This window comes from Candidatus Tisiphia endosymbiont of Melanophora roralis (assembly GCF_964026575.1).
Classification (GTDB): domain Bacteria; phylum Pseudomonadota; class Alphaproteobacteria; order Rickettsiales; family Rickettsiaceae; genus Tisiphia.
On record NZ_OZ032161.1, the window covers coordinates 257,821 to 276,131 of the forward strand.

An 18,311-nucleotide genomic window follows, 5' to 3' on the forward strand; every position below is an offset into this window, starting at 1 on the left:
GACATAGAAGTAAGATTTATTAGTTTAGAATTTTTATATTAGACTTCTTTCGAAACTCTACTTCTGCTGGTGATTTGTACGTCGATGCGGTACTATAATCCTCACGTACATTAGAGTACGCTGCGGTTCTGCGTTCCGCGTCTCCTTCAAATCCCTCAGCATAAGCGAGTTTCGAAAGAAGTCTATTGATTTATTTTATCAGTAAAACTGGTAGGCTACTTATAACAGTTGGTAAGAAAATAAAAAATCTAATAATTGTCGGTGGTGATAGATGCCAATTTTATTTTTAGCATTTGTTATATGTTTTTCTGCGGTTCTATACGATATGCCTAGTCTAGCTGCTATGTGTTTTTTAGGAAAGCCAAGAGCTACAAGTGTAAGGCATTCCATAGCTCTTTGAGTAAGAATGAAAGACTTGCCTAAATATTTTACGTTAATTTTAGTTGTTTTCATAATAGGGCTTATTTTAGTTAATTGTTTAAAACCCTTTCAGGAAATAATTCTGTCAAGCTATTGGGGCTAAAAATTTTTACGTATAAGTTATTGTTGTGTAAGTTTTGGCAGTATGAATTACTGCATCTTATACTACATAGAACTAGGCTAACACAAAGACTTACAAGACTAATAAACTGTTCAAAAGATTCAAAGTGGCTAAGGTAATAGCTAATAATTTCTGGACTATTAGTTGATGGCAAAAAGTAAAATCCTTCAATTTTATCTTTGGTTCTTTGGTAAATGACAAAACCGTTACATGCTTGCTGACTGTAGAATTGTATTAGAGATTGGTAGCTGAGATTTTTATTTTGGATATTTTGGCTATTGTCAATATTTTTGGTGCAAAAATTTCGGGTACAAAAACCCATAGTTGTGCCATTGCTCAAAAATTGACGATAGCCAAATTCTTGAATCTGTAAGTTAAATGTACCAGTTAATTGGTCAATCAGTTTTGCTTGTAGTACATTTTTTACTAAACCAGTAAACACAACTTCATTGATTAAACACTGGTTCATTAGCCGCTCACTCATTGGATATTTAATCATTTTTTTACCATTTTGTTCATGCTTACTCTCACTATTTTTGTAAATTTCGTTAGACTTCTCGCATAATACTACTTCTGCTGGTGATTTAGACAATGAGTCTAGACTCAAATCCGTAACAGAATTTGAGTACGCTGCGGATTGAAGTTCTGAGTCTCCGTCAAATCCTTGCACAGAAGCAAATTCTGCAAGAAGTCCATTAACTGGCTTCATTGAAGCAAGCTGAGGTTGAGATTTTTCTAAGGTAGTTTTGTTCATAATTTTTACTCTAATTGCCTTTATTAATCACAGTATGACAAGGTTTTTTTATAAAACAATAGGCTTTTCATTGCATGAAATGGTCTTTTATATAAAAAAGAAAGACTAAAGCAAAAAAATAATTTAAATTATTTCATATTGTGAAATTTATTTTATCAAATGCACCTTTAACTTCCACTTGCTACTACCCCGCCTAACAGTAACGTTTTATCTCTGCGGTGAAATAAGCAAATGACCTTGGGTGTTCAAGTTGATGCTGGCAAATGCGAGCTACTACTTGCTCGATTTTTTGGTAGATAAAATCTTTGCTAATACCGCTTTCTAGCCATTCTATAAGCAACGACGCATCTGCTGGTAAAACCATATCGTGCTTATTGAACAACCCTTGTAGCTTTTGAGTTAGTTCTGCTATTTCGGTTTTTGCTAATTTGGCAATCACTGGTGACTTATCCACAAGCCTATCATCATCCTCTAATCTTATATCAATATAATTATCTTTAGACGCGTGCGTACGTAGGTAATACGATCGTATATACGGTCGTATCATTAGAGGGGGTATCTTTTTCCTCTGCAGATTCGATCAGTTGACTACGATGTTTCTCCCATCTCTTTGCTATATTCAAGGAATTTTGTTGTGATACTTTTATAAGTTTTTGGCATTCATTTTTCAACCTCAAATGTGTAAAAGTTTTATCAGAAAAAATGAAAAAATTTTGCAAAATTTTTTTATAATTTTGCCATTTTTTTAGCGAAATATTTAAAAAATGTGCTAATTTTTGGTCATTATTTGGCAATTTTCCACCACTTATCCACATATGTTCAAGTAGTCTAATGTAAATTCCTAATTCATCATGTCTAAGTAAATTAGTGCCATAAAGAAAAGCTGATAGAGAAAAGGGTTTGCTCTTAGATTTTAACATAATAATCTCCTATAATTTTAGATAATTTAGCTGTAAAAACTCATAAAAAAACTCTCAAAAAATGGCAAAAAAAAACTATACGAGCGTATAAATCAAAAAAAAACCTAAAAAAATGCAAAAAAAATCCCAAAAAAGTTATAAAAAAATCCAAATTTCACCTCTTATCCACAGGGTAAAAAAACTTATCCACGTGATATCCACATATTATACACATATTCATCCACAGATTAATGCACGGATTTTGTGGATAACTTTTACCACTTAGTACCTAAAATTAAGAAGATTTTATTGATATTTACAACTAATAATAACCTTGCTATTTCGGTTAGCTATAAAAACATATAATCAACTCAAATGATTATATGTAATAAAAATAACAACCTAAAAGTAAATGTTATAGATAAGCTATTTAAGTATAAGATTATTCTCTACCACTTAACTAGCTTAAGTAATTAGTCGATAAAAGAGATTTATAACGAACTGACAGTATCAATAGCTAAAATCTATTTCAGGTTTGGGGGGGTTCTTTTTATTTTTTAATTCTTCTTCAAATATTTGGTCAGAAAGCTTAAAAAAAATGTTGGCATCAACTGCTCCCTTAGTAACCGTGTAAATTTTGATCATAGCCTTACGCCCAGGTATTGTTTCTTCGTAGACATATTTATGTACTAAACTTTGATTCTTGCCTATCATTTCAGCAAATTCTCGTACGGACACTTTAGACAGTTCTAACCATGTGAGTAATTTCATAACGATTAGTATTAAGATTTAATCCTTACTAACAAAACACTATTAGTTGTCTAAATACAAAGAATTTAAAAGAAATTTCATATCATGAAATTTTTTTACATATTAAACCAAATAAGGCAGGAGTTTATCAGTTATAGATCGTTTCACGTTATGAAATGGCTATTGTAAATCAGAAAAAAATAGTTAACAGTAATATAAAGCCGTAGGGCTAAAAGCTTAACAACAGAGGAATATTATGCAAAATGCTGATATGCAACAGATGATAAAAGAAATAGATAGAGATAAACGTTCGTCTGAAGAAATTTACACAGCAATTGTTAGTAAACTAACAATTATGTCTAAAGGTAAACTTACAGACCAAGAACTTCACGCAGCAGCTAGAAACTTAATAGGTTTTTGTCAGGAGATTATCGATTATAAGATGAAAAAGCAAAGGACTGAGCAAAGTAAGATGAAATGTGATTTAAAAAAAGCCCATATTTAGACTTGGAGAGTAATAATCAAAAGTACTCCAAAATACGCAAGAATACTAAAAAGCGTTGTGCGAGCCTTGAAATAGCTAAATAAGGGTATCTATGATAAAGCACTTGATCAAGTTACTCCTGCTATGACTAAAAACAATTATTTTTACAATAACCAAAAATTATTAATGCTAAATAAATGTTACACTTGGCTCTAATACTGAAGGAGATGGGGTAATTTAATAATAATTCAACTTGACTTGTGCGGTGCTTGATATATCTCTGCTCTTTGAGTAGATACTACTTTCTAATTAAAGCAAAATTTATTATCTAAGGAGAAAATATGACAGACAAAGCAACAAAATCAATAATTTTAGTTCGTGTTTCAACAAGGGAGCAAGAAGAAGGGTATTCAATTGAAGCTCAAAAATATAGATTAGTAGAATATTGCCAACGTAAAAATCTTGAAGTTATCGAAACTTTTGAAATTATCGAATCTTCAAGCAGAGGTGATCGCAAACAATTTAAAGAGATGATCAAATTTGCTAAAAGCCATAGAGAAACAATTGCTATAGTTGCTGATAAAGTAGATCGAGTACAAAGAAGAATCTCAGAAATTTCATTACTAGAAGAACCAATAAAAGCTGGTAAGATAGAATTACATTTTAGAACAGAAGGTTACATAATAGATAAAGATTCTCAGTCTCATGCAAAGCTAATGTGGGGAATGAACGTATTGATGGCACAATCTTACGTTGATAGTTTAAGTGATAACGTTAAAAGAAGCCTAGATCATAAATTGCGTAAAGGAGAGTGGATAGGGCCAGCTCCTCTTGGTTACCTAAATAGTCGAGATGAAAGAGGAAACAGTATAGTAATTCTCGATCCTGTAAGAGGTTCTATCATAAAAAAACTCTTTGAAGAATATGCAACAGGAATGTATACTCTTAATTATTTGACTGAAAAAGCTAAGGAGCTTGGTCTTAGAAGCAAAAACAATTGCTACGTCAATAAAACAGTAGTGCATCGCATGATCCAACAACCATTTTATTACGGTGAAATGAGAGTAAAAGGAGAGATGTGGTCACATGGTTACCAAGCAATTATAACAAAAGAGACTTTTATGGCATGTAAAGATGTACGTTTAGGGTGGAAGAAGAAGCCTTTTAAATATGGTGGTAAGGATTTTCTTTTTAGAGGATTAATCACCTGTGCAGTAACTGGTAAAGTTGTAACAGCTGAAACTCACAGCAAAACATATTCAGATGGCAAAGTGGACGAATGGACTTATTTAGGTACATGGGATCCAAAGAATCCAAACAAAAAGATTTATGTAAGAGAAGATGAGGTTTTAAAGCAGGTAGAAGAGGTTTTTAAAAGAATAGGTATAAGAGACCCAGAAATGCTAAAAGAGACTCTAGCCTATTTAAAAAACACAAATGAGCTAAAGAAAGATGAGCATGGGCAAGCAACAGCTGCTTTAAAGAAAGAACATACCGAAAATGAGAATAGATTAAATTCATTAATAGATTTGCGACTCAATGGAGAACTTAGTACAGAAGAATTTCAAAGAAAAAAACAACAATTAAAAGATCGCCAATATGAAATTGCTCGTTTAATTAAAGTTTATGAGGAAGCAGACGATAAATTTACTGATACCGCTACAACGCTAATAACTCTAGCATCTGAAGCCTATGAAACTTTTAAAGGTTCTGAAATGCCCCAAAAACGCAAAATGATAAATTTCGTATTTCAGAACCTCAAACTAAGGGGCAAAAAACTTGAGACCTCCCTACGTTTCCCGTTCGATATTTTTGAAAAAACGACAACTTGTACCGAATGGCGGAGAGGAGGGGATTTGAACCCCTGACACGTTACCGTGAACACGCTTTCCAGGCGAGCGCCTTAAACCACTCGGCCACCTCTCCATCTATAGGAATTCAGAATAACAAGTTACATCAGATTCGGTTAACTACGTAAACAATAGGTTTGGTATACTATTCGTCTTTAAAGTGTTAGCATTGTCTTACTATCGGGACTTTGCGTACTCACATACTAAATATACGATTAGTTAACTTGCCACTCGTACTCCTAGCCAATTCTTTAAAGCAGAAGTGTATCTACAGTTTGCTACTTCAGAAAATTATTAGCATAATACTCACAATATTCTTTAACTGGGCAAGCAGGGCAATTTGGTACTCGTGCTTTGCAAATATACCTACCAAGTAATATCAACCAGTGATGAGCATGTTGTAACCATTTTATATCGATAACTTTAACTAATTCAAGTTCTACTTTTTTGGGAGTATTACTATTTGCCAGTCCTAATCTTTTAGAAACTCTAAATACATGTGTATCAACTGCGATAGTTGACTTACCAAAGAGGCAATTCAATACTACATTAGCAGTTTTTCTTCCGACACCTGGCAATTTAATTAAGTCATCAAAATTGTTAGGTACTTTGCTGTCATACTTATCTATCAAAATTCGACAAAGTGCAACAATATTTTTTGCTTTGGTTATAAATAAACCTATTGATCTTATATAAGTTCTTACCCCTTCTTCCCCGAGTTCTAATATTTTTTCTGGTGTATTATACTTCACAAACAATAATCTAGTTGCTTTATTAACTGAAACATCAGTTGCTTGTGCGGATAATATCACCGCTACTAATAGAGTAAAATTATTAACATATTCTAGTTCCGTTCGGGGAGTAGGATTATTTTGGCTTAAAATTTCAAAAATTTTATCAACTATTTGAGCTTGCATAATATAACATTTAAGAGTAAAAGAAGTTATAATTTTTATCAGGTTTAGGAATGTTAGAGAATAGAAATTTTGATTTTATAAAAAATGAAATTGCTAATCATGATATTGTATTATTTATGAAAGGCACTGCCAATTTTCCTCAATGTGGTTTTTCTGCTACCGTTGTTTCTATCTTAAAAAAACTTGGCGTAGAATTTCGTGATATTAATGTTTTAACCAATCCTAGCTTACGTGAAGATATCAAATCTTTCAGTGATTGGCCTACTATACCACAGCTTTATATAAAAGGGGAATTGATAGGTGGCTGCGATATAGTACGTGAGATGTATGAAAATGGTGATCTTGTTTCATTATTAAAAAATAAACATATAATATCTAAGTAACCTCAATTAGATATAAGAATATTTATCTTATATCTAATTGCTTTATAAATGAGTATACTCTTCTGCTTTGAGTATATATCTAGTTATGGAACTGCCTTATGGTTTCAAGTAGTTCTTCGTTTTTATAAGGTTTATGAATTAGGTATGTTGTTTGTTCTTGTAAGAATTCTTGCATTTCTTGGTGATTGCTAGAAAAACCAGTTTGAAAAATTATAGGAATATGTGCAAGGTTATCATCACTTCTTATCTGCTTATGTACTTCATAACCTGTCATATCAGGAAGAGAAATATCAAGAAATATTAACTCTATTATATTAGCATATATTTTAAATAAATTAACTGCTTCTTGTCCGGAATAAGCACTGATAATTTTATATTTTTGTTCATAATGTAGCACTAAATTTATTGCGTCATGGCAAATTGGTTCGTCATCAACAAAAAGTATAGTAAATACTTTTGCAATATTATCCTTTGTAAGCATTTTATGTCTCTTTTTTATCATATACAGGAATCATAAATTCTAATTTTGTTCCTCTTTTATGGTTATTTTCGGCATAAATATAACCATTATGAGCCAGTACAATTTCTCGGCAAATAGATAAACCAACACCTGTACCAAGAAAATTATTATTAGTTCGTGAACTACGAGTAAATACTTCAAAAATAGTCTCAAGTTCTGAGTCTGGAATTCCTATACCTGTATCGATTAGGCTAAAGCACCAATAAGGAATATTATCATGATTTTTTAAATCAATTATCGCTATAATTAATCCTTCCTTAGTATATTTGAGTGCATTATTAAATAAATTATTTAATAATTGGTTAATCCTAATTTTATCTCCATTAATCATTGCTTTTGTAATACTATGATCAATAAGAATAATATTAACTCGATCGTTAATTATGTTTAATTCTGTAAGTTGTTGCACGGTCTCTTTTATAGAAGATAATAGATCCATAGCAACAAAATTAAACTGCATTTTTCCGGTACTAAACTTAGATAGGTCTAGTAGGTCATTAATTAATTTTATAAGACGCTGATTATTTTTAGCTATTATACTGACATACTTTACGTGTTCTTGCTCATCCATTTTATCCCAATTTTCATATAAAAACTGAGCTATACTACTTCCCCCATGTATCGAAGTCTTAATTTCGTGAGTAACGTGATTCAAAATATTATCTTGCTCTGATATCTTTTGTTCTAATTCTAATATTTTAGTTTTTGAATTATTTCTTAAATTAAACCACGAAAACATCTTGTACCTGCAAATATAAAGAACTACAGGAATCAAAAATATGACTAAAATAGTCCAAAAAAGTTGGTACATATGCTTACTTTACTTAAAATAATTATATGCAAGATAAAATATAAAATAACTAATGAAAATATCTAAAAATTTCAAATTAACATTTCATATAAATAATTCTAATTTAGTAATCTTTGATAATTTATTAACAAAATTTAATATAATATATAACCAACAGCTTATATATTATATTAAATTTTTCAACACAATAAATAATTTTTAATAAATTAGTCAAAAGGCTGTCTTAAGGTTATTGCAGCTGATAAAGTTCCTTCATCTAAATAATCTAGTTCTCCACCTATTGGAATGCCGCTAGCTAATCTTGATATTTTGATAGTATAATCTTTAAAATATTCAGTAATGAAATAAGCTGTAGTTTGACCTTCTAAGGTGGAATTAGTTGCAATAATTATTTCATTAATATTATTCTCTTGGCATCTAGCTAGTAATTCTGGTAGTCTTAATGCTTTAGAATTATGGCTACTTGCAGTTGATAAATTATGTCCTAGTACATGATAATATCCATTAAAAATACCACTACGTTCTATTGCCCACAATTCTGTCACTGTTTCAACAATTGCTATAATAGATTTGTTGCGATCATCAGATGAACATACTCTACAAATATGATGAGAATCTATGTTGCCACAAATATCGCACTTAACAACATTATTATCTACGTAAGAAAGAGCTGAAATTAAACCTTTTAACCTAACGTCTTTTTCTTGTAAAAGATGCAGGACTATACGCCTTGCTGATCTTTGACCAAGACTAGGTAGTTTGGAGAAAAGATAGATCAACTGATCTATTTCATTTAGTTTATTCATTTTAGCATACCTTTACTACTTATAACTGTTTTAACTCTTAATAACCACTGTTCCAGCAATTTTATCATGCAAAGCTTGGCGTTGTTTAGAAAAGAGTATAAACCAAATACCAACTAGCACTAATACATATCCACAAAATCTTTTAATTAATTGCCATTTACTAGGTTTTCCAAGAGTTATTGCATCTACTATTTTCATATGCATAATCATTTTTCCTGGAGTAGCACCAAAATAAATCCAAAAACCAATAAAATATGTTGCAGCTAGGGCAAAATTAATTATAAACATTAAAATAAATAATGTAAGAACACTACTAGCAGTTATATTTTGAACTAACTCCGGTTTCGTGCTACCCATTATTAGTATGTCCGCTATACTAGCTTTAAAAAAAAATAAAGACAGTTTAGATAACATAAAGTGGGTGATCGGAGTTGTAAAAATTGACAACAAAAACGAATCTAGGCAAGAAGCAAAGAGCCTAGGAATTAGTTTAGGGTATATAATTTGTTTATTCATTTTTTTCTATATATATCACGGAAGTTCGATGTAACTGTTACATCGAATTCAGGTTATGTTATGGGAGTATTCGAACTGATTATAAATCTCTTTCAGAAGAAGTCTAATGTAATATGAAATCCAAACTATTACCAAGCATAATATTTAACACCTCACTTGAACGAGGAACTACATCAAGATACGTAGCAATGTCGATATGTTGCTTAGGGGACAGTTTAATATTTTTTTGATTCATTATATAGGATTTTACTGTTACATATTTTTTATTGAGCAATCTAACCCGAATAAGTGGTATTGTCACATCATGGTCGGAAGTATTACTTATCCTGTAGGAAACTTTCATTTGTCCCATTTCTTTATTTTGTTCAACATGTATATTTCTTATAGTTAATATATTATTATTCTCTTTATACAGAGCTGGTATATTAAACTTCTCGTGAAATAACATTAATAATAAGAAGACAATTAAACTAAGCCACAATAATATAGATAAAATATGCGATTGCTCAGGAATTTTAGTTGGTAATAAAGCCGGTAAGTTAGTACCTTTGGTTAAATATATTTTATTATTTTCATTAGTGCTAGCGTTTTTTGTGGTATTATCTGATATAATAGGAGGTTCTTGCTGATCAAACTCTGCCCTTTGATACCATATATGGTGGCATTTTGAACATTTTACCTTCCTACCAGTCATACCTATTTGTTCTCTTGAAACTATAAAGGTAGTGTTACAATTTGGGCAAGCAATACTCATTTACGTGATCTAATTTGTATACTCAAATTTGAGTATATAGGTTGACTTAAAAATAAAGTAAATTATGATTTTTTTAATAGTTTAGCAAGGACGTTATGCAAAAACACATCAATACTATAGAAGAATTGTGGCAAATACGCGATAAATTAACCAAGGATTCAGAAAAAACTAACTACGCCAAACAAATATTGCATAATATTATTGATGGTTTAAATCAAGGATTAATTAGGGTTTGTGAAAAAGAAGGGGCTGATTGGCGAGTTAATCTTTGGGTGAAAAAAGCAATTTTATTACATTTTATTGTAACTGATTCGCAAATCCATTCTGGCGATTGTATGAAATGGTATGATAAAATTGCTCCCAAATTTTCTACAAATCATAATGAAGAATTATTTAGAACCCACGGCTGTCGTATCGTTCCCGGAGCATTTATAAGAACGGGGGCATATTTAGCTAAAAACGTTATTGTTATGCCTTCTTTTATTAATATAGGTGCATATATAGGAGAAGGAACAATGATTGATACTTGGGCCACCGTAGGATCATGTGCGCAAATAGGGAGGAATTGTCATATTTCCGGCGGGACAGGTATTGGTGGGGTACTAGAGCCAATACAAAATACCCCGGTAATAATTGAAGATAATTGTTTTATAGGTGCAAGATCAGAAATAGCAGAAGGGGTTTTAGTAGAAGAAGGAAGTGTAATTAGTATGGGAGTATTTATTGGTGCTTCTACCAAGATAGTAGATAGGGAAAGTGGAAAGATAATTTATGGTAGAGTTCCGGCCTACTCAGTTGTAGTACCTGGCAGCCTGCCTGCTGATTCGGGAAAACCAAGTTTATATTGTGCAGTAATCGTTAAACAGGTGGATAAAGGAACTAGAAGTAAAGTATCTATAAATGATCTATTACGGTGAAAATTTCCTATAACTGACCGCAAATATATGTCCATTAATGGCATTTCTGTGTTATTATATAGCTAACCTTAGCAACCTCAGTTTTGGATTAAAATTTTTAATTTTAATCCAAAACTGGCTATAATATCAGAAAAATGCATTCTTGAAGCACTTCTACGAATGCATTTTAATCTATTATCGCTAATAATCTTATTTTTATTGATATAAAAATAAGATTATTAGCAAATGAAATATTTAACAATCAGGCGTCAAACCGCTTTAAGCCTGATTGTTTACTTTCTCATTCCAATTTCGGATTAATGAAATTAATCCGAAATTGAGGTTAGCAATAGTAATTGTGATAACTTCGAGTCATTCCAGCGTATATACAATAAATATGAGTACAATCAACAAAGTAAATCATTTAGCCATTATCATGGACGGTAATGCAAGGTGGGCTTTAGAAAAAGGTTTACCAAAATCTGAGGGACATAGAGCAGGTGCTAATAGAGTAAAGAAACTATTACCAGATTTTATAGAACTTAATATACCTTACGTGACACTTTATACTTTCTCATCAGAAAATTGGCGTAGGTCAAAGACTGAAGTGACCTTTTTACTAAAATTATTACGTTATTATCTAAAAAATGAGACTACACTACTACACGAAAACGGAGTCAAAATAAAAGTTATCGGTAGATTGGATATGTTAGATAATATGTTACAAAAACAAATCCATGATGCTATAGAATTAACAAAACATAATAATAACATAACTCTTTGTATTGCTTTTAGTTACGGCGGGCGAGCAGAGATTGTTGATGCATGTCAGAAAATCATCAATTCTAGTAAAACACAAATTAGCGAGAATGAGTTTGGTAATTATCTATATGATCCAGGAATGCCTGATGTAGATTTGTTAATTCGTACTGGTGGTTTATGTAGAATCAGTAATTTTCTACTATGGCAAGCTGCCTATGCTGAACTATATTTTTTACCTAAATACTGGCCTGACTTTAACAAACAAGATATACTAGAAGCGTTAAACGATTACTCAAAAAGAAAAAGGAATTTTGGTGCCAGATAAGAGGCTTAATATAGTAGTAAGAATATTATCAGCCCTAGTAATAGGACCAGTATTTATTATAGCGATAATGTTTATTAAGTCATTATTTTATATAGTTATGTTATTAATTGCCATAATTATGTTATATGAATGGTATCAAATGACAAAATCGTCCTTTTTTCATATATTACTGGGCTTTATTATTATTCCCATTCCTACTATATCTTTAATAATAATTGCTACTGAAGATAAAAATCGATGGCTATTATTACTATATTTCATTATAATATGGTCAGTTGATATATTTGCTATGATTGGTGGGAAGAATATAGGCGGACCTAAGCTGACCCCCAAGATTAGTCCTAACAAAACTTGGAGTGGATTAATCATAGGGGTATTAGCTAGTGGGCTTACAGCGTTTTTATTAAGTTTAGTACCTAGCTTTGACTTACCAACTGACTATTTATTAAACAAACGGCACTTAATTATAGCAGCTATTTGTTTAGCACTAATAGCACAAATGAGCGATTTATTTATTTCATATTTTAAGCGTAAATTTGCTATAAAAGATACTGGCACTATAATACCAGGTCATGGCGGTGTTCTAGACCGGTTTGATAGCATAATTCTTACCGCCCCAATATTATTTTTTATTATTAAAATATTATGAATTATCGATATTTTATTGATTCAGTTAAAAATTCCAAAAAGATAATATTTAATGTTTTGCTATCTTTATTATTAGCTTATTTTATCTTCCATTCTATTTGTGGTAATAGAGGGATTATTGCTTATTTTACATTAAATCAACGACTCGAAAAAACCTATAGTGAACTAGAAAATTTAAGGGCAGAACGCATTGAACTTGAACATAAAGTAAAACTACTTAGACCAGAATCTCTAGATAGAGATATGCTTGACCAAGAAGCAAGAAGAGTTTTAGGGGTAGCGTTGCCAAAAGAACAGGTTTTTACCATAAAATAACTTAGGAGGTTATTATCAGTATTATAGTTTTTCAGAATGATCTCGCGGAAGATTTTAATATTGCAGGAGACCTAGCAATCGATACAGAAACGATGGGATTAAACTTACATAGGGATAGGTTATGCCTTTTGCAACTGAGTAATGGAGATGGTAAGGCTTACTTAGTAAACTTTATTGACAAGAATTACGTAGCACCTAATTTAAAAAAACTATTACTTGATAAGAATCGATGCAAAATATTTCACTATGCTAGATTTGATTTAGCAGCAATAAAAAAATATCTTGGAATAGATTTGGAGAACATATTCTGTACAAAAATATCTTCTAAACTGGTTAGAACCTATACTGACAGTCATGGTTTAAAGGACTTATGCCGCGAACTACTTTCAGTCCAAATTTCTAAACAACAACAATCTTCCTATTGGGGAAGGTTGGATCTTACAGCTGAACAAAAAGAATATGCCGCCAAAGACGTCCTTTACCTACATCAACTTCGTGCTACCTTGCAAGATATGTTACTGGTCGAAAATAGGTTAGATATTGCAAAACAGATTTTTAAGTTTTTACCTATTAGAGCTAACTTAGACCTAGTAGGATGGAACGATATTGATATTTTTATGCACTAAGCTCTAGATGCTGCAAACAAATATAGTTACTATTATGAGTGAAGAATTACTGCAACGCAACTTAATTAAAAATCCTCAGAAAATAGGAACTTGGAATTTTTATAATATTGGTGCAACAACTATTAGTGCTTTGAAAAAATATGATATAATAAGAAGTATAGATTATGGAAGTGTTGAACGTAGAAAAGTTGATGCAATTATTGTAAAGCAAAAGGAAGTTATAGCAATAGTTGAATATAAACATCCTAAGCAATTTAATACAGTTGACAAGAAAAATCAGGCTATTTTACAAGGAATTGAAGTTGCAAAGAAGTTAAAAACCAAGCTAATAATTGCAACTGATACTCAAGAAACGCTTTGGATTAATGTTGCAACTGGCAATAATATTAAAGATGCGAATGGTAATGCTTTTAAATATAAATTTAATCCAATAGATGAGAATTTACAAAAAATTATTACAGAAATAATACAATCGATAAATGAAAAAAATGATAGGATTTTACCTAAAAAACTAGTCAATCCAACAGATCTTTCCAAACAAATTTGGCAAGATATTTGGAGTGTAAGTGGTGCAACTCCTGAAAATTGCTTATATAGTTTTGTTGAGTTGTTTATATTCAAATATTTGAGCGATTTAAATATATTAACTGGTACTTATTCGTTTGATAAATTAATAGATATGTACAAATATGATGAATATAACGATGTACTACAACATTATGCAAATATTATAAGACCCAAAATAAAAGAGTTATTTCCAGAAAATCCTATAGATAAAACAACGATTATAAATTGCACTATATTTGTAAGTGAAGATCAAAAAGCTATTACTGGATACGGAACTGTCTTTAAAAAAGTTTTAGAAAAGTTTAGAAACTATGGTAAACTTGAACATATTGATCATGATTTTAAAAGCAAATTATTTGAAAGTTTTTTAAAGGCAAGTACCAGTAAAAAGCACTTGGGACAATTTTTTACACCGATCAAAGTGGTGCGTGCAGTGAATGAAATGGCAGAAGGTACATTAAAAGAAGGCATGACAATTTGTGACCCTGCTTGTGGTGTCGGAAAATTTCCTTTGGAATTTATAAAAGATAAACTTGATAAATTATTCACTATTGAAAATGGTGAAATAAAACAAAAGGTAAAAATAGTTGGTTTTGATAAAGGTTTTGATAAAGATGCACAAAGAATAATTATCTTAGCAAAGGCAAATATGCTGATTTATTTTTGTGACCTTATAAAAGATAATGCAGGGCTTACAAAAGGATTTGCTAATATATTCAATGAAAGCTTTATTTTAAAGAGGGAATCAATACTAGGTACATTATCAGAAATTGTTGAAAACCAGTATGATCTAATTCTGACAAATCCTCCTTATTTTAGTGATGGAAGTAGTAATTTTAAGGAAGAAATTGCCAAAACGAACCTAAAAAACCATTACAAAATCAATGCAATGGGTGTTGAAGGTTTGTTTGTGGAATGGATTATAAAAGCTTTAAAACTAGATGGCAAGGCTTTTATAATTGTACCTGAAGGAATGTTTAACAGGCAAAATGATAAAAATTTAAGACAATATATTTTAGATATTTGCTATATTGATGCAATAATTTCATTGCCTGTTAAAACATTTTTTACAATTAGTAAAAAAACATACATTTTAGCATTAACAAAGAAGAATAATACTACTGAAATACAAACTGACCCAGTATTTACTTATTTAGTAAGTGAAATTGGAGAGAGTAGAGATATTTATAGATTTGATATTGAGCAAGATGATCTAAAAGAGGCAGTCAATTTATACAATGCTTTTAAAGGAAATAAAAAATATTTTGCTAAAATTAATCATGATAAGAGATGCAAAATACTGGAAGTTGAATGGTTTAAAAATAATTTAAGAGATTGGAATATTGATTGCAATTGGAGTGAAGAGGAAAGGATAGAACTTGGAGCAATAGATAAGTTTAATCTAATTTCTCCAATAGAGTTTAGCTCTATACTTGAAGACACATCTCAATCATTAAATAATGCATCTATAGAAATAAAGGATGAATTTCATATAGAGACCTACTCTCCTCTTTATAAAGAACTGTCAATAGCTAATATTTTTAAAATTAAAAAAGGGTTAGCAAAATATACAAATATTTTTGTCAAAAATCATAAAGGTGATTATCCCCTATATTCAGCACAAACAATTGATCGAGGTATTATTGGTTACATTGATAGCTATGACTATGATTGCGAATGCTTAACGTGGACAACAGACGGAATTTATGCTGGCACAGTATTTGTGCGTAACGGTAAATTTTCCATGACAACACATTGCGGAGCATTAATAACCAAAATACCAAATATTTCTTTAGAATATGTATATTCCTATTTGACTGAAAACCTAAAAACTTATGCAAAAGGTACTGATAATAAAAGAGTTACTGTTGAAATTATCAAAAATGTTAAAGTCAAAATCCCAATAACCCAGGCAGGAGAATTTGATCTACAGAAACAAAAAGAAATAGCAGAAAAATATCGTAAAATTGAAGAAATAAAAAGAAATCTGAAAGCAGAGCTAGAAAAAATTGAAAATATTAAAGTTGATATAGGATTATACTAATTAAAAAAATAATATGTTAACTAGCAGTAAGTTTTTTTTCTTACCAATTAAATCACGTATTAACGTTAGTGATAATATAATTATTGGACTCAAAAGATTGGGAATAATCAATTTAAGAGATTTGTTATTTTATAGTCCTACTTCTTATCAAATTAAAATAATTTCACCAAATTTATCTTCACTAAAAAATGGTCAGTTAATTCAAACTGAAATAACAATTGAAGAAGTTCTTGTGCCTAAGAACAAAAAACAGCCTTTGAAAATTTTAGGATATAATGAAACTGGCTCAATTCTACTGATATTTTTTAATAGACCCTCTTATTTTATCCTAAGTAAACTTACAATAGGCAGTAAACATACAATTAATGGTAAGGTACGAGTTTTTTCTAGCTTACCTCAAATAGTCCACCCAATATTTATTTTGGATCAAAAACTTACCAGCCCCCTAGAACCAATATATCCTTTGACCTATGGGATAATTAATAAGCAACTTTATTCCTATATAATAAAGGGGCTTGATTTGTTTGAGAAAGAGTGGAGCTGTATTCCTGAGAGTTTTCAAGAAGTAAAGGACTATACTAAATCATTATTAGAAGATTTAAAAACTTTACATTTATATCAGGTTAAAACTAAGAAATTAGAAGAATTACATACTCAAGCCTTAAGACGATTGGCAGAAAAAGAACTTTTTGCTAATCAAATTTCATTACAATATCTCCGCCAGCAAACAAAATTAAAACAAGGTAATTCATTTACAGGGTCTAGTCAGCTACAACAATCAATACTTAAGACATTAGGCTTTGAACTCACACTAGACCAAAAAAAAGTAATCGAAGCAATTGAAAAACATCAATTATCTCCTACAGAAATGATGTGTTTACTCCAAGGCGATGTTGGCTCTGGTAAAACCTTAGTAGCTTTATTGACAATGGTCACTGTAGCATACCATAAATTTCAAGCTGCACTAATGGCCCCTACCGATTTATTAGCAAACCAGCATTACCAATTCTTCGTTAAAGCCTTAAGTGAAACTGGAATAAGGCTTGGTTTACTTACTGGAAAAATATCTAGCAAAGAACGAAACAAAGTTCTATCAAGTCTAGAAAACGGAGATATTGATATATTAATTGGTACTCATGCATTATTTCAAGAAAAAGTAAACTTTAAAAATTTAGGTTATATCGTCATTGATGAACAGCATAAATTTGGTGTACAACAACGGTTGGATTTAATTAACAAAGCCTCGCATCCCGATGTTTTGGTGATGACCGCAACCCCTATTCCTAGAAGTCTTACTTTGACCATGTTTGGAGATATGGATATTGCTAAATTAACAAGCAAACCAAAAAATCGACTACCAATTATTACTAGCATATTGCCAAAGACCAAGCTAAATGATGTAATTTCAGTTTTGGATAAAAAGCTAAAATTTGGAGAGAAAATTTACTGGATATGTCCCCTTATCGATCAAAATGATGAAGAGTTAACAACACAGGCAAAAAATACAGGATTAATCGACATCAATACTAGACTAGTTACCATTGAGAATGCCTACCCTAGCATTACAGGTACTATACATGGTAAAATGAAAAATGAGCAAAAAGATATGATTATGCACCAATTTAAGAATGGTAATATTAAAATCTTGGTTGCTACAACTGTAATTGAAGTGGGTATCGATGTACCAGAAGCAACCTTAATAGTAATAGAAAATGCTGAACAGTTTGGTTTAGCTCAGTTACATCAGATAAGAGGTAGAGTTGGACGTGGAACTTTACAATCTCATTGTATTCTTCTATATGATCCTCAAAAATTAAGTATGGTTGCAAAATCTAGATTTGAAGTGATGAGAAACAGCAATGATGGTTTTTATATAGCAGAGCAAGATCTACTCTTAAGAGGTAGCGGAGAAATATTAGGAACAAAGCAAAGTGGTGAAATAAGATTCTTTTTCGCTGATCTAGCTAGAGATTTAGACCTTTTAACTAAAGCCAATAAATTAGCAGAAGAAGGTTCAAAAGATCATTCTGAACTCTCTCTACTTCAAACAAAATTATTTGCTAGAGTAGAGTTTAATGAATTGAACTAACAGTTCAACCGTTATTCATTCTGAAGTTATATACTCAGGTAGAACTTCAAGAAT

At 30.9% G+C, this 18,311-nt stretch carries 21 protein-coding genes and 1 tRNA gene; 10 read left to right on the forward strand and 12 right to left on the reverse strand.

Going from position 1 to position 18,311, the window contains the following annotated elements; genetic code table 11:
* Positions 1–219 precede the first annotated feature (219 nt).
* From AAGD53_RS01235 to AAGD53_RS01255, 5 genes are all read right to left on the reverse strand, one after another.
* On the reverse strand, positions 220–453 hold the full coding sequence (locus AAGD53_RS01235; RefSeq protein ID WP_341762980.1) for a helix-turn-helix transcriptional regulator: 234 nt from the start codon (positions 451–453) through the stop codon (positions 220–222).
* Positions 454–470: 17 nt separating this feature from the next.
* Positions 471–1,295 carry a hypothetical protein gene (locus AAGD53_RS01240; RefSeq protein WP_341762981.1) on the reverse strand — a complete coding sequence of 275 codons (825 nt, stop codon included), beginning with the start codon at positions 1,293–1,295 and terminating at the stop codon, positions 471–473.
* A gap of 193 nt (positions 1,296–1,488) precedes the next feature.
* Positions 1,489–1,749: a hypothetical protein gene (locus AAGD53_RS01245; protein ID WP_341762982.1), complete on the reverse strand. Its 261-nt coding sequence runs from the start codon at positions 1,747–1,749 to the stop codon at positions 1,489–1,491.
* Positions 1,750–1,792: 43 nt separating this feature from the next.
* The gene (locus tag AAGD53_RS01250) at positions 1,793–2,215 is read right to left on the reverse strand and encodes a DUF1376 domain-containing protein (protein WP_341762983.1); all 423 of its coding nucleotides are present in this window, start codon (positions 2,213–2,215) and stop codon (positions 1,793–1,795) included.
* Between the two features lie 489 nt (positions 2,216–2,704).
* A complete protein-coding gene (locus AAGD53_RS01255) occupies positions 2,705–2,965 on the reverse strand; it encodes a hypothetical protein (RefSeq protein WP_341762984.1) in 261 nt (86 codons plus the stop codon).
* 235 nt (positions 2,966–3,200) lie between these two features.
* Between AAGD53_RS01255 and AAGD53_RS01260 the strand changes: the two genes are divergently transcribed.
* Both AAGD53_RS01260 and AAGD53_RS01265 read left to right on the forward strand, forming a co-directional pair.
* Entirely contained in the window at positions 3,201–3,449 is a 249-nt protein-coding gene (locus tag AAGD53_RS01260; RefSeq protein ID WP_341762985.1) for a hypothetical protein, read from the forward strand.
* A 320-nt stretch (positions 3,450–3,769) separates the two neighbouring features.
* Entirely contained in the window at positions 3,770–5,296 is a 1,527-nt protein-coding gene (locus AAGD53_RS01265; RefSeq protein WP_341762986.1) for a recombinase family protein, read from the forward strand.
* Here the strand turns inward: AAGD53_RS01265 and AAGD53_RS01270 are convergent.
* A tRNA-Ser gene (locus tag AAGD53_RS01270) sits at positions 5,267–5,354 on the reverse strand. The two genes, AAGD53_RS01265 and AAGD53_RS01270, sit on opposite strands and share 30 nt — an antisense overlap.
* Before the next feature lie 202 nt (positions 5,355–5,556).
* A complete protein-coding gene (nth, locus tag AAGD53_RS01275; RefSeq protein WP_341761944.1) occupies positions 5,557–6,195 on the reverse strand; it encodes an endonuclease III in 639 nt (212 codons plus the stop codon).
* Between the two features lie 50 nt (positions 6,196–6,245).
* Here nth and grxD point away from each other — a divergent pair, with 50 nt between their 5' ends.
* On the forward strand, positions 6,246–6,578 hold the full coding sequence (gene grxD, locus AAGD53_RS01280) for a Grx4 family monothiol glutaredoxin (RefSeq protein ID WP_341747650.1): 333 nt from the start codon (positions 6,246–6,248) through the stop codon (positions 6,576–6,578).
* A 79-nt stretch (positions 6,579–6,657) separates the two neighbouring features.
* Here the strand turns inward: grxD and AAGD53_RS01285 are convergent, their stop codons facing one another.
* From AAGD53_RS01285 to AAGD53_RS01305, 5 genes are all read right to left on the reverse strand, one after another.
* Complete coding sequence (locus tag AAGD53_RS01285) at positions 6,658–7,059, reverse strand: response regulator (RefSeq protein ID WP_341762987.1); 402 nt, start codon at positions 7,057–7,059, stop codon at positions 6,658–6,660.
* 1 nt (position 7,060) lies between these two features.
* On the reverse strand, positions 7,061–7,837 hold the full coding sequence (locus AAGD53_RS01290; protein WP_341762988.1) for a HAMP domain-containing sensor histidine kinase: 777 nt from the start codon (positions 7,835–7,837) through the stop codon (positions 7,061–7,063).
* Between the two features lie 278 nt (positions 7,838–8,115).
* On the reverse strand, positions 8,116–8,715 hold the full coding sequence (gene recR / locus AAGD53_RS01295) for a recombination mediator RecR (protein WP_341761947.1): 600 nt from the start codon (positions 8,713–8,715) through the stop codon (positions 8,116–8,118).
* Positions 8,716–8,745: 30 nt separating this feature from the next.
* Entirely contained in the window at positions 8,746–9,231 is a 486-nt protein-coding gene (locus AAGD53_RS01300; protein WP_341762989.1) for an RDD family protein, read from the reverse strand.
* 103 nt (positions 9,232–9,334) lie between these two features.
* Entirely contained in the window at positions 9,335–9,985 is a 651-nt protein-coding gene (locus AAGD53_RS01305; RefSeq protein ID WP_341761949.1) for an MJ0042-type zinc finger domain-containing protein, read from the reverse strand.
* A gap of 95 nt (positions 9,986–10,080) precedes the next feature.
* Here AAGD53_RS01305 and dapD point away from each other — a divergent pair, with 95 nt between their 5' ends.
* From dapD to AAGD53_RS01340, 7 genes are all read left to right on the forward strand, one after another.
* A complete protein-coding gene (gene dapD / locus AAGD53_RS01310; protein WP_341762990.1) occupies positions 10,081–10,902 on the forward strand; it encodes a 2,3,4,5-tetrahydropyridine-2,6-dicarboxylate N-succinyltransferase in 822 nt (273 codons plus the stop codon).
* A gap of 376 nt (positions 10,903–11,278) precedes the next feature.
* A complete protein-coding gene (gene uppS / locus AAGD53_RS01315) occupies positions 11,279–11,968 on the forward strand; it encodes a polyprenyl diphosphate synthase (protein ID WP_341761951.1) in 690 nt (229 codons plus the stop codon).
* Complete coding sequence (locus AAGD53_RS01320; RefSeq protein WP_341762991.1) at positions 11,955–12,617, forward strand: phosphatidate cytidylyltransferase; 663 nt, start codon at positions 11,955–11,957, stop codon at positions 12,615–12,617. The genes uppS and AAGD53_RS01320 overlap by 14 nt, the downstream gene beginning before the upstream one ends.
* Positions 12,614–12,931, forward strand: a complete 318-nt coding sequence (locus AAGD53_RS01325; RefSeq protein ID WP_341762992.1) for an FtsB family cell division protein — start codon at positions 12,614–12,616, stop codon at positions 12,929–12,931. The genes AAGD53_RS01320 and AAGD53_RS01325 overlap by 4 nt, the downstream gene beginning before the upstream one ends.
* Positions 12,932–12,945: 14 nt before the next feature.
* On the forward strand, positions 12,946–13,557 hold the full coding sequence (locus tag AAGD53_RS01330; protein ID WP_341763376.1) for a ribonuclease D: 612 nt from the start codon (positions 12,946–12,948) through the stop codon (positions 13,555–13,557).
* Between the two features lie 34 nt (positions 13,558–13,591).
* Positions 13,592–16,168 (forward strand): N-6 DNA methylase, encoded by a 2,577-nt coding sequence (locus AAGD53_RS01335; protein WP_341762993.1) that lies wholly within the window; start codon positions 13,592–13,594, stop codon positions 16,166–16,168.
* Positions 16,169–16,181: 13 nt separating this feature from the next.
* Positions 16,182–18,257, forward strand: coding sequence for an ATP-dependent DNA helicase RecG (locus AAGD53_RS01340; protein WP_341762994.1), 2,076 nt, complete (start codon positions 16,182–16,184; stop codon positions 18,255–18,257).
* Positions 18,258–18,311: the final 54 nt, after the last annotated feature.

Bases quoted from the DNA above. Each gene is read 5' to 3' on its own strand.
- dapD (WP_341762990.1), top strand. From the start codon at position 10,081: ATGCAAAAACACATCAATACTATAGAAGAATTGTGGCAAATACGCGAT.
- AAGD53_RS01290 (WP_341762988.1), bottom strand. From the start codon at position 7,837: ATGTTTTCGTGGTTTAATTTAAGAAATAATTCAAAAACTAAAATATTA.
- uppS (WP_341761951.1), top strand. From the start codon at position 11,279: ATGAGTACAATCAACAAAGTAAATCATTTAGCCATTATCATGGACGGT.
- AAGD53_RS01285 (WP_341762987.1), bottom strand. From the start codon at position 7,059: ATGCTTACAAAGGATAATATTGCAAAAGTATTTACTATACTTTTTGTT.
- AAGD53_RS01260 (WP_341762985.1), top strand. From the start codon at position 3,201: ATGCAAAATGCTGATATGCAACAGATGATAAAAGAAATAGATAGAGAT.
- AAGD53_RS01265 (WP_341762986.1), top strand. From the start codon at position 3,770: ATGACAGACAAAGCAACAAAATCAATAATTTTAGTTCGTGTTTCAACA.
- recR (WP_341761947.1), bottom strand. From the start codon at position 8,715: ATGAATAAACTAAATGAAATAGATCAGTTGATCTATCTTTTCTCCAAA.
- nth (WP_341761944.1), bottom strand. From the start codon at position 6,195: ATGCAAGCTCAAATAGTTGATAAAATTTTTGAAATTTTAAGCCAAAAT.
- AAGD53_RS01305 (WP_341761949.1), bottom strand. From the start codon at position 9,985: ATGAGTATTGCTTGCCCAAATTGTAACACTACCTTTATAGTTTCAAGA.
- AAGD53_RS01240 (WP_341762981.1), bottom strand. From the start codon at position 1,295: ATGAACAAAACTACCTTAGAAAAATCTCAACCTCAGCTTGCTTCAATG.
- AAGD53_RS01250 (WP_341762983.1), bottom strand. From the start codon at position 2,215: ATGTTAAAATCTAAGAGCAAACCCTTTTCTCTATCAGCTTTTCTTTAT.
- AAGD53_RS01235 (WP_341762980.1), bottom strand. From the start codon at position 453: ATGAAAACAACTAAAATTAACGTAAAATATTTAGGCAAGTCTTTCATT.
- AAGD53_RS01335 (WP_341762993.1), top strand. From the start codon at position 13,592: ATGAGTGAAGAATTACTGCAACGCAACTTAATTAAAAATCCTCAGAAA.
- grxD (WP_341747650.1), top strand. From the start codon at position 6,246: ATGTTAGAGAATAGAAATTTTGATTTTATAAAAAATGAAATTGCTAAT.
- AAGD53_RS01255 (WP_341762984.1), bottom strand. From the start codon at position 2,965: ATGAAATTACTCACATGGTTAGAACTGTCTAAAGTGTCCGTACGAGAA.
- AAGD53_RS01300 (WP_341762989.1), bottom strand. From the start codon at position 9,231: ATGAATAAACAAATTATATACCCTAAACTAATTCCTAGGCTCTTTGCT.
- AAGD53_RS01340 (WP_341762994.1), top strand. From the start codon at position 16,182: ATGTTAACTAGCAGTAAGTTTTTTTTCTTACCAATTAAATCACGTATT.
- AAGD53_RS01325 (WP_341762992.1), top strand. From the start codon at position 12,614: ATGAATTATCGATATTTTATTGATTCAGTTAAAAATTCCAAAAAGATA.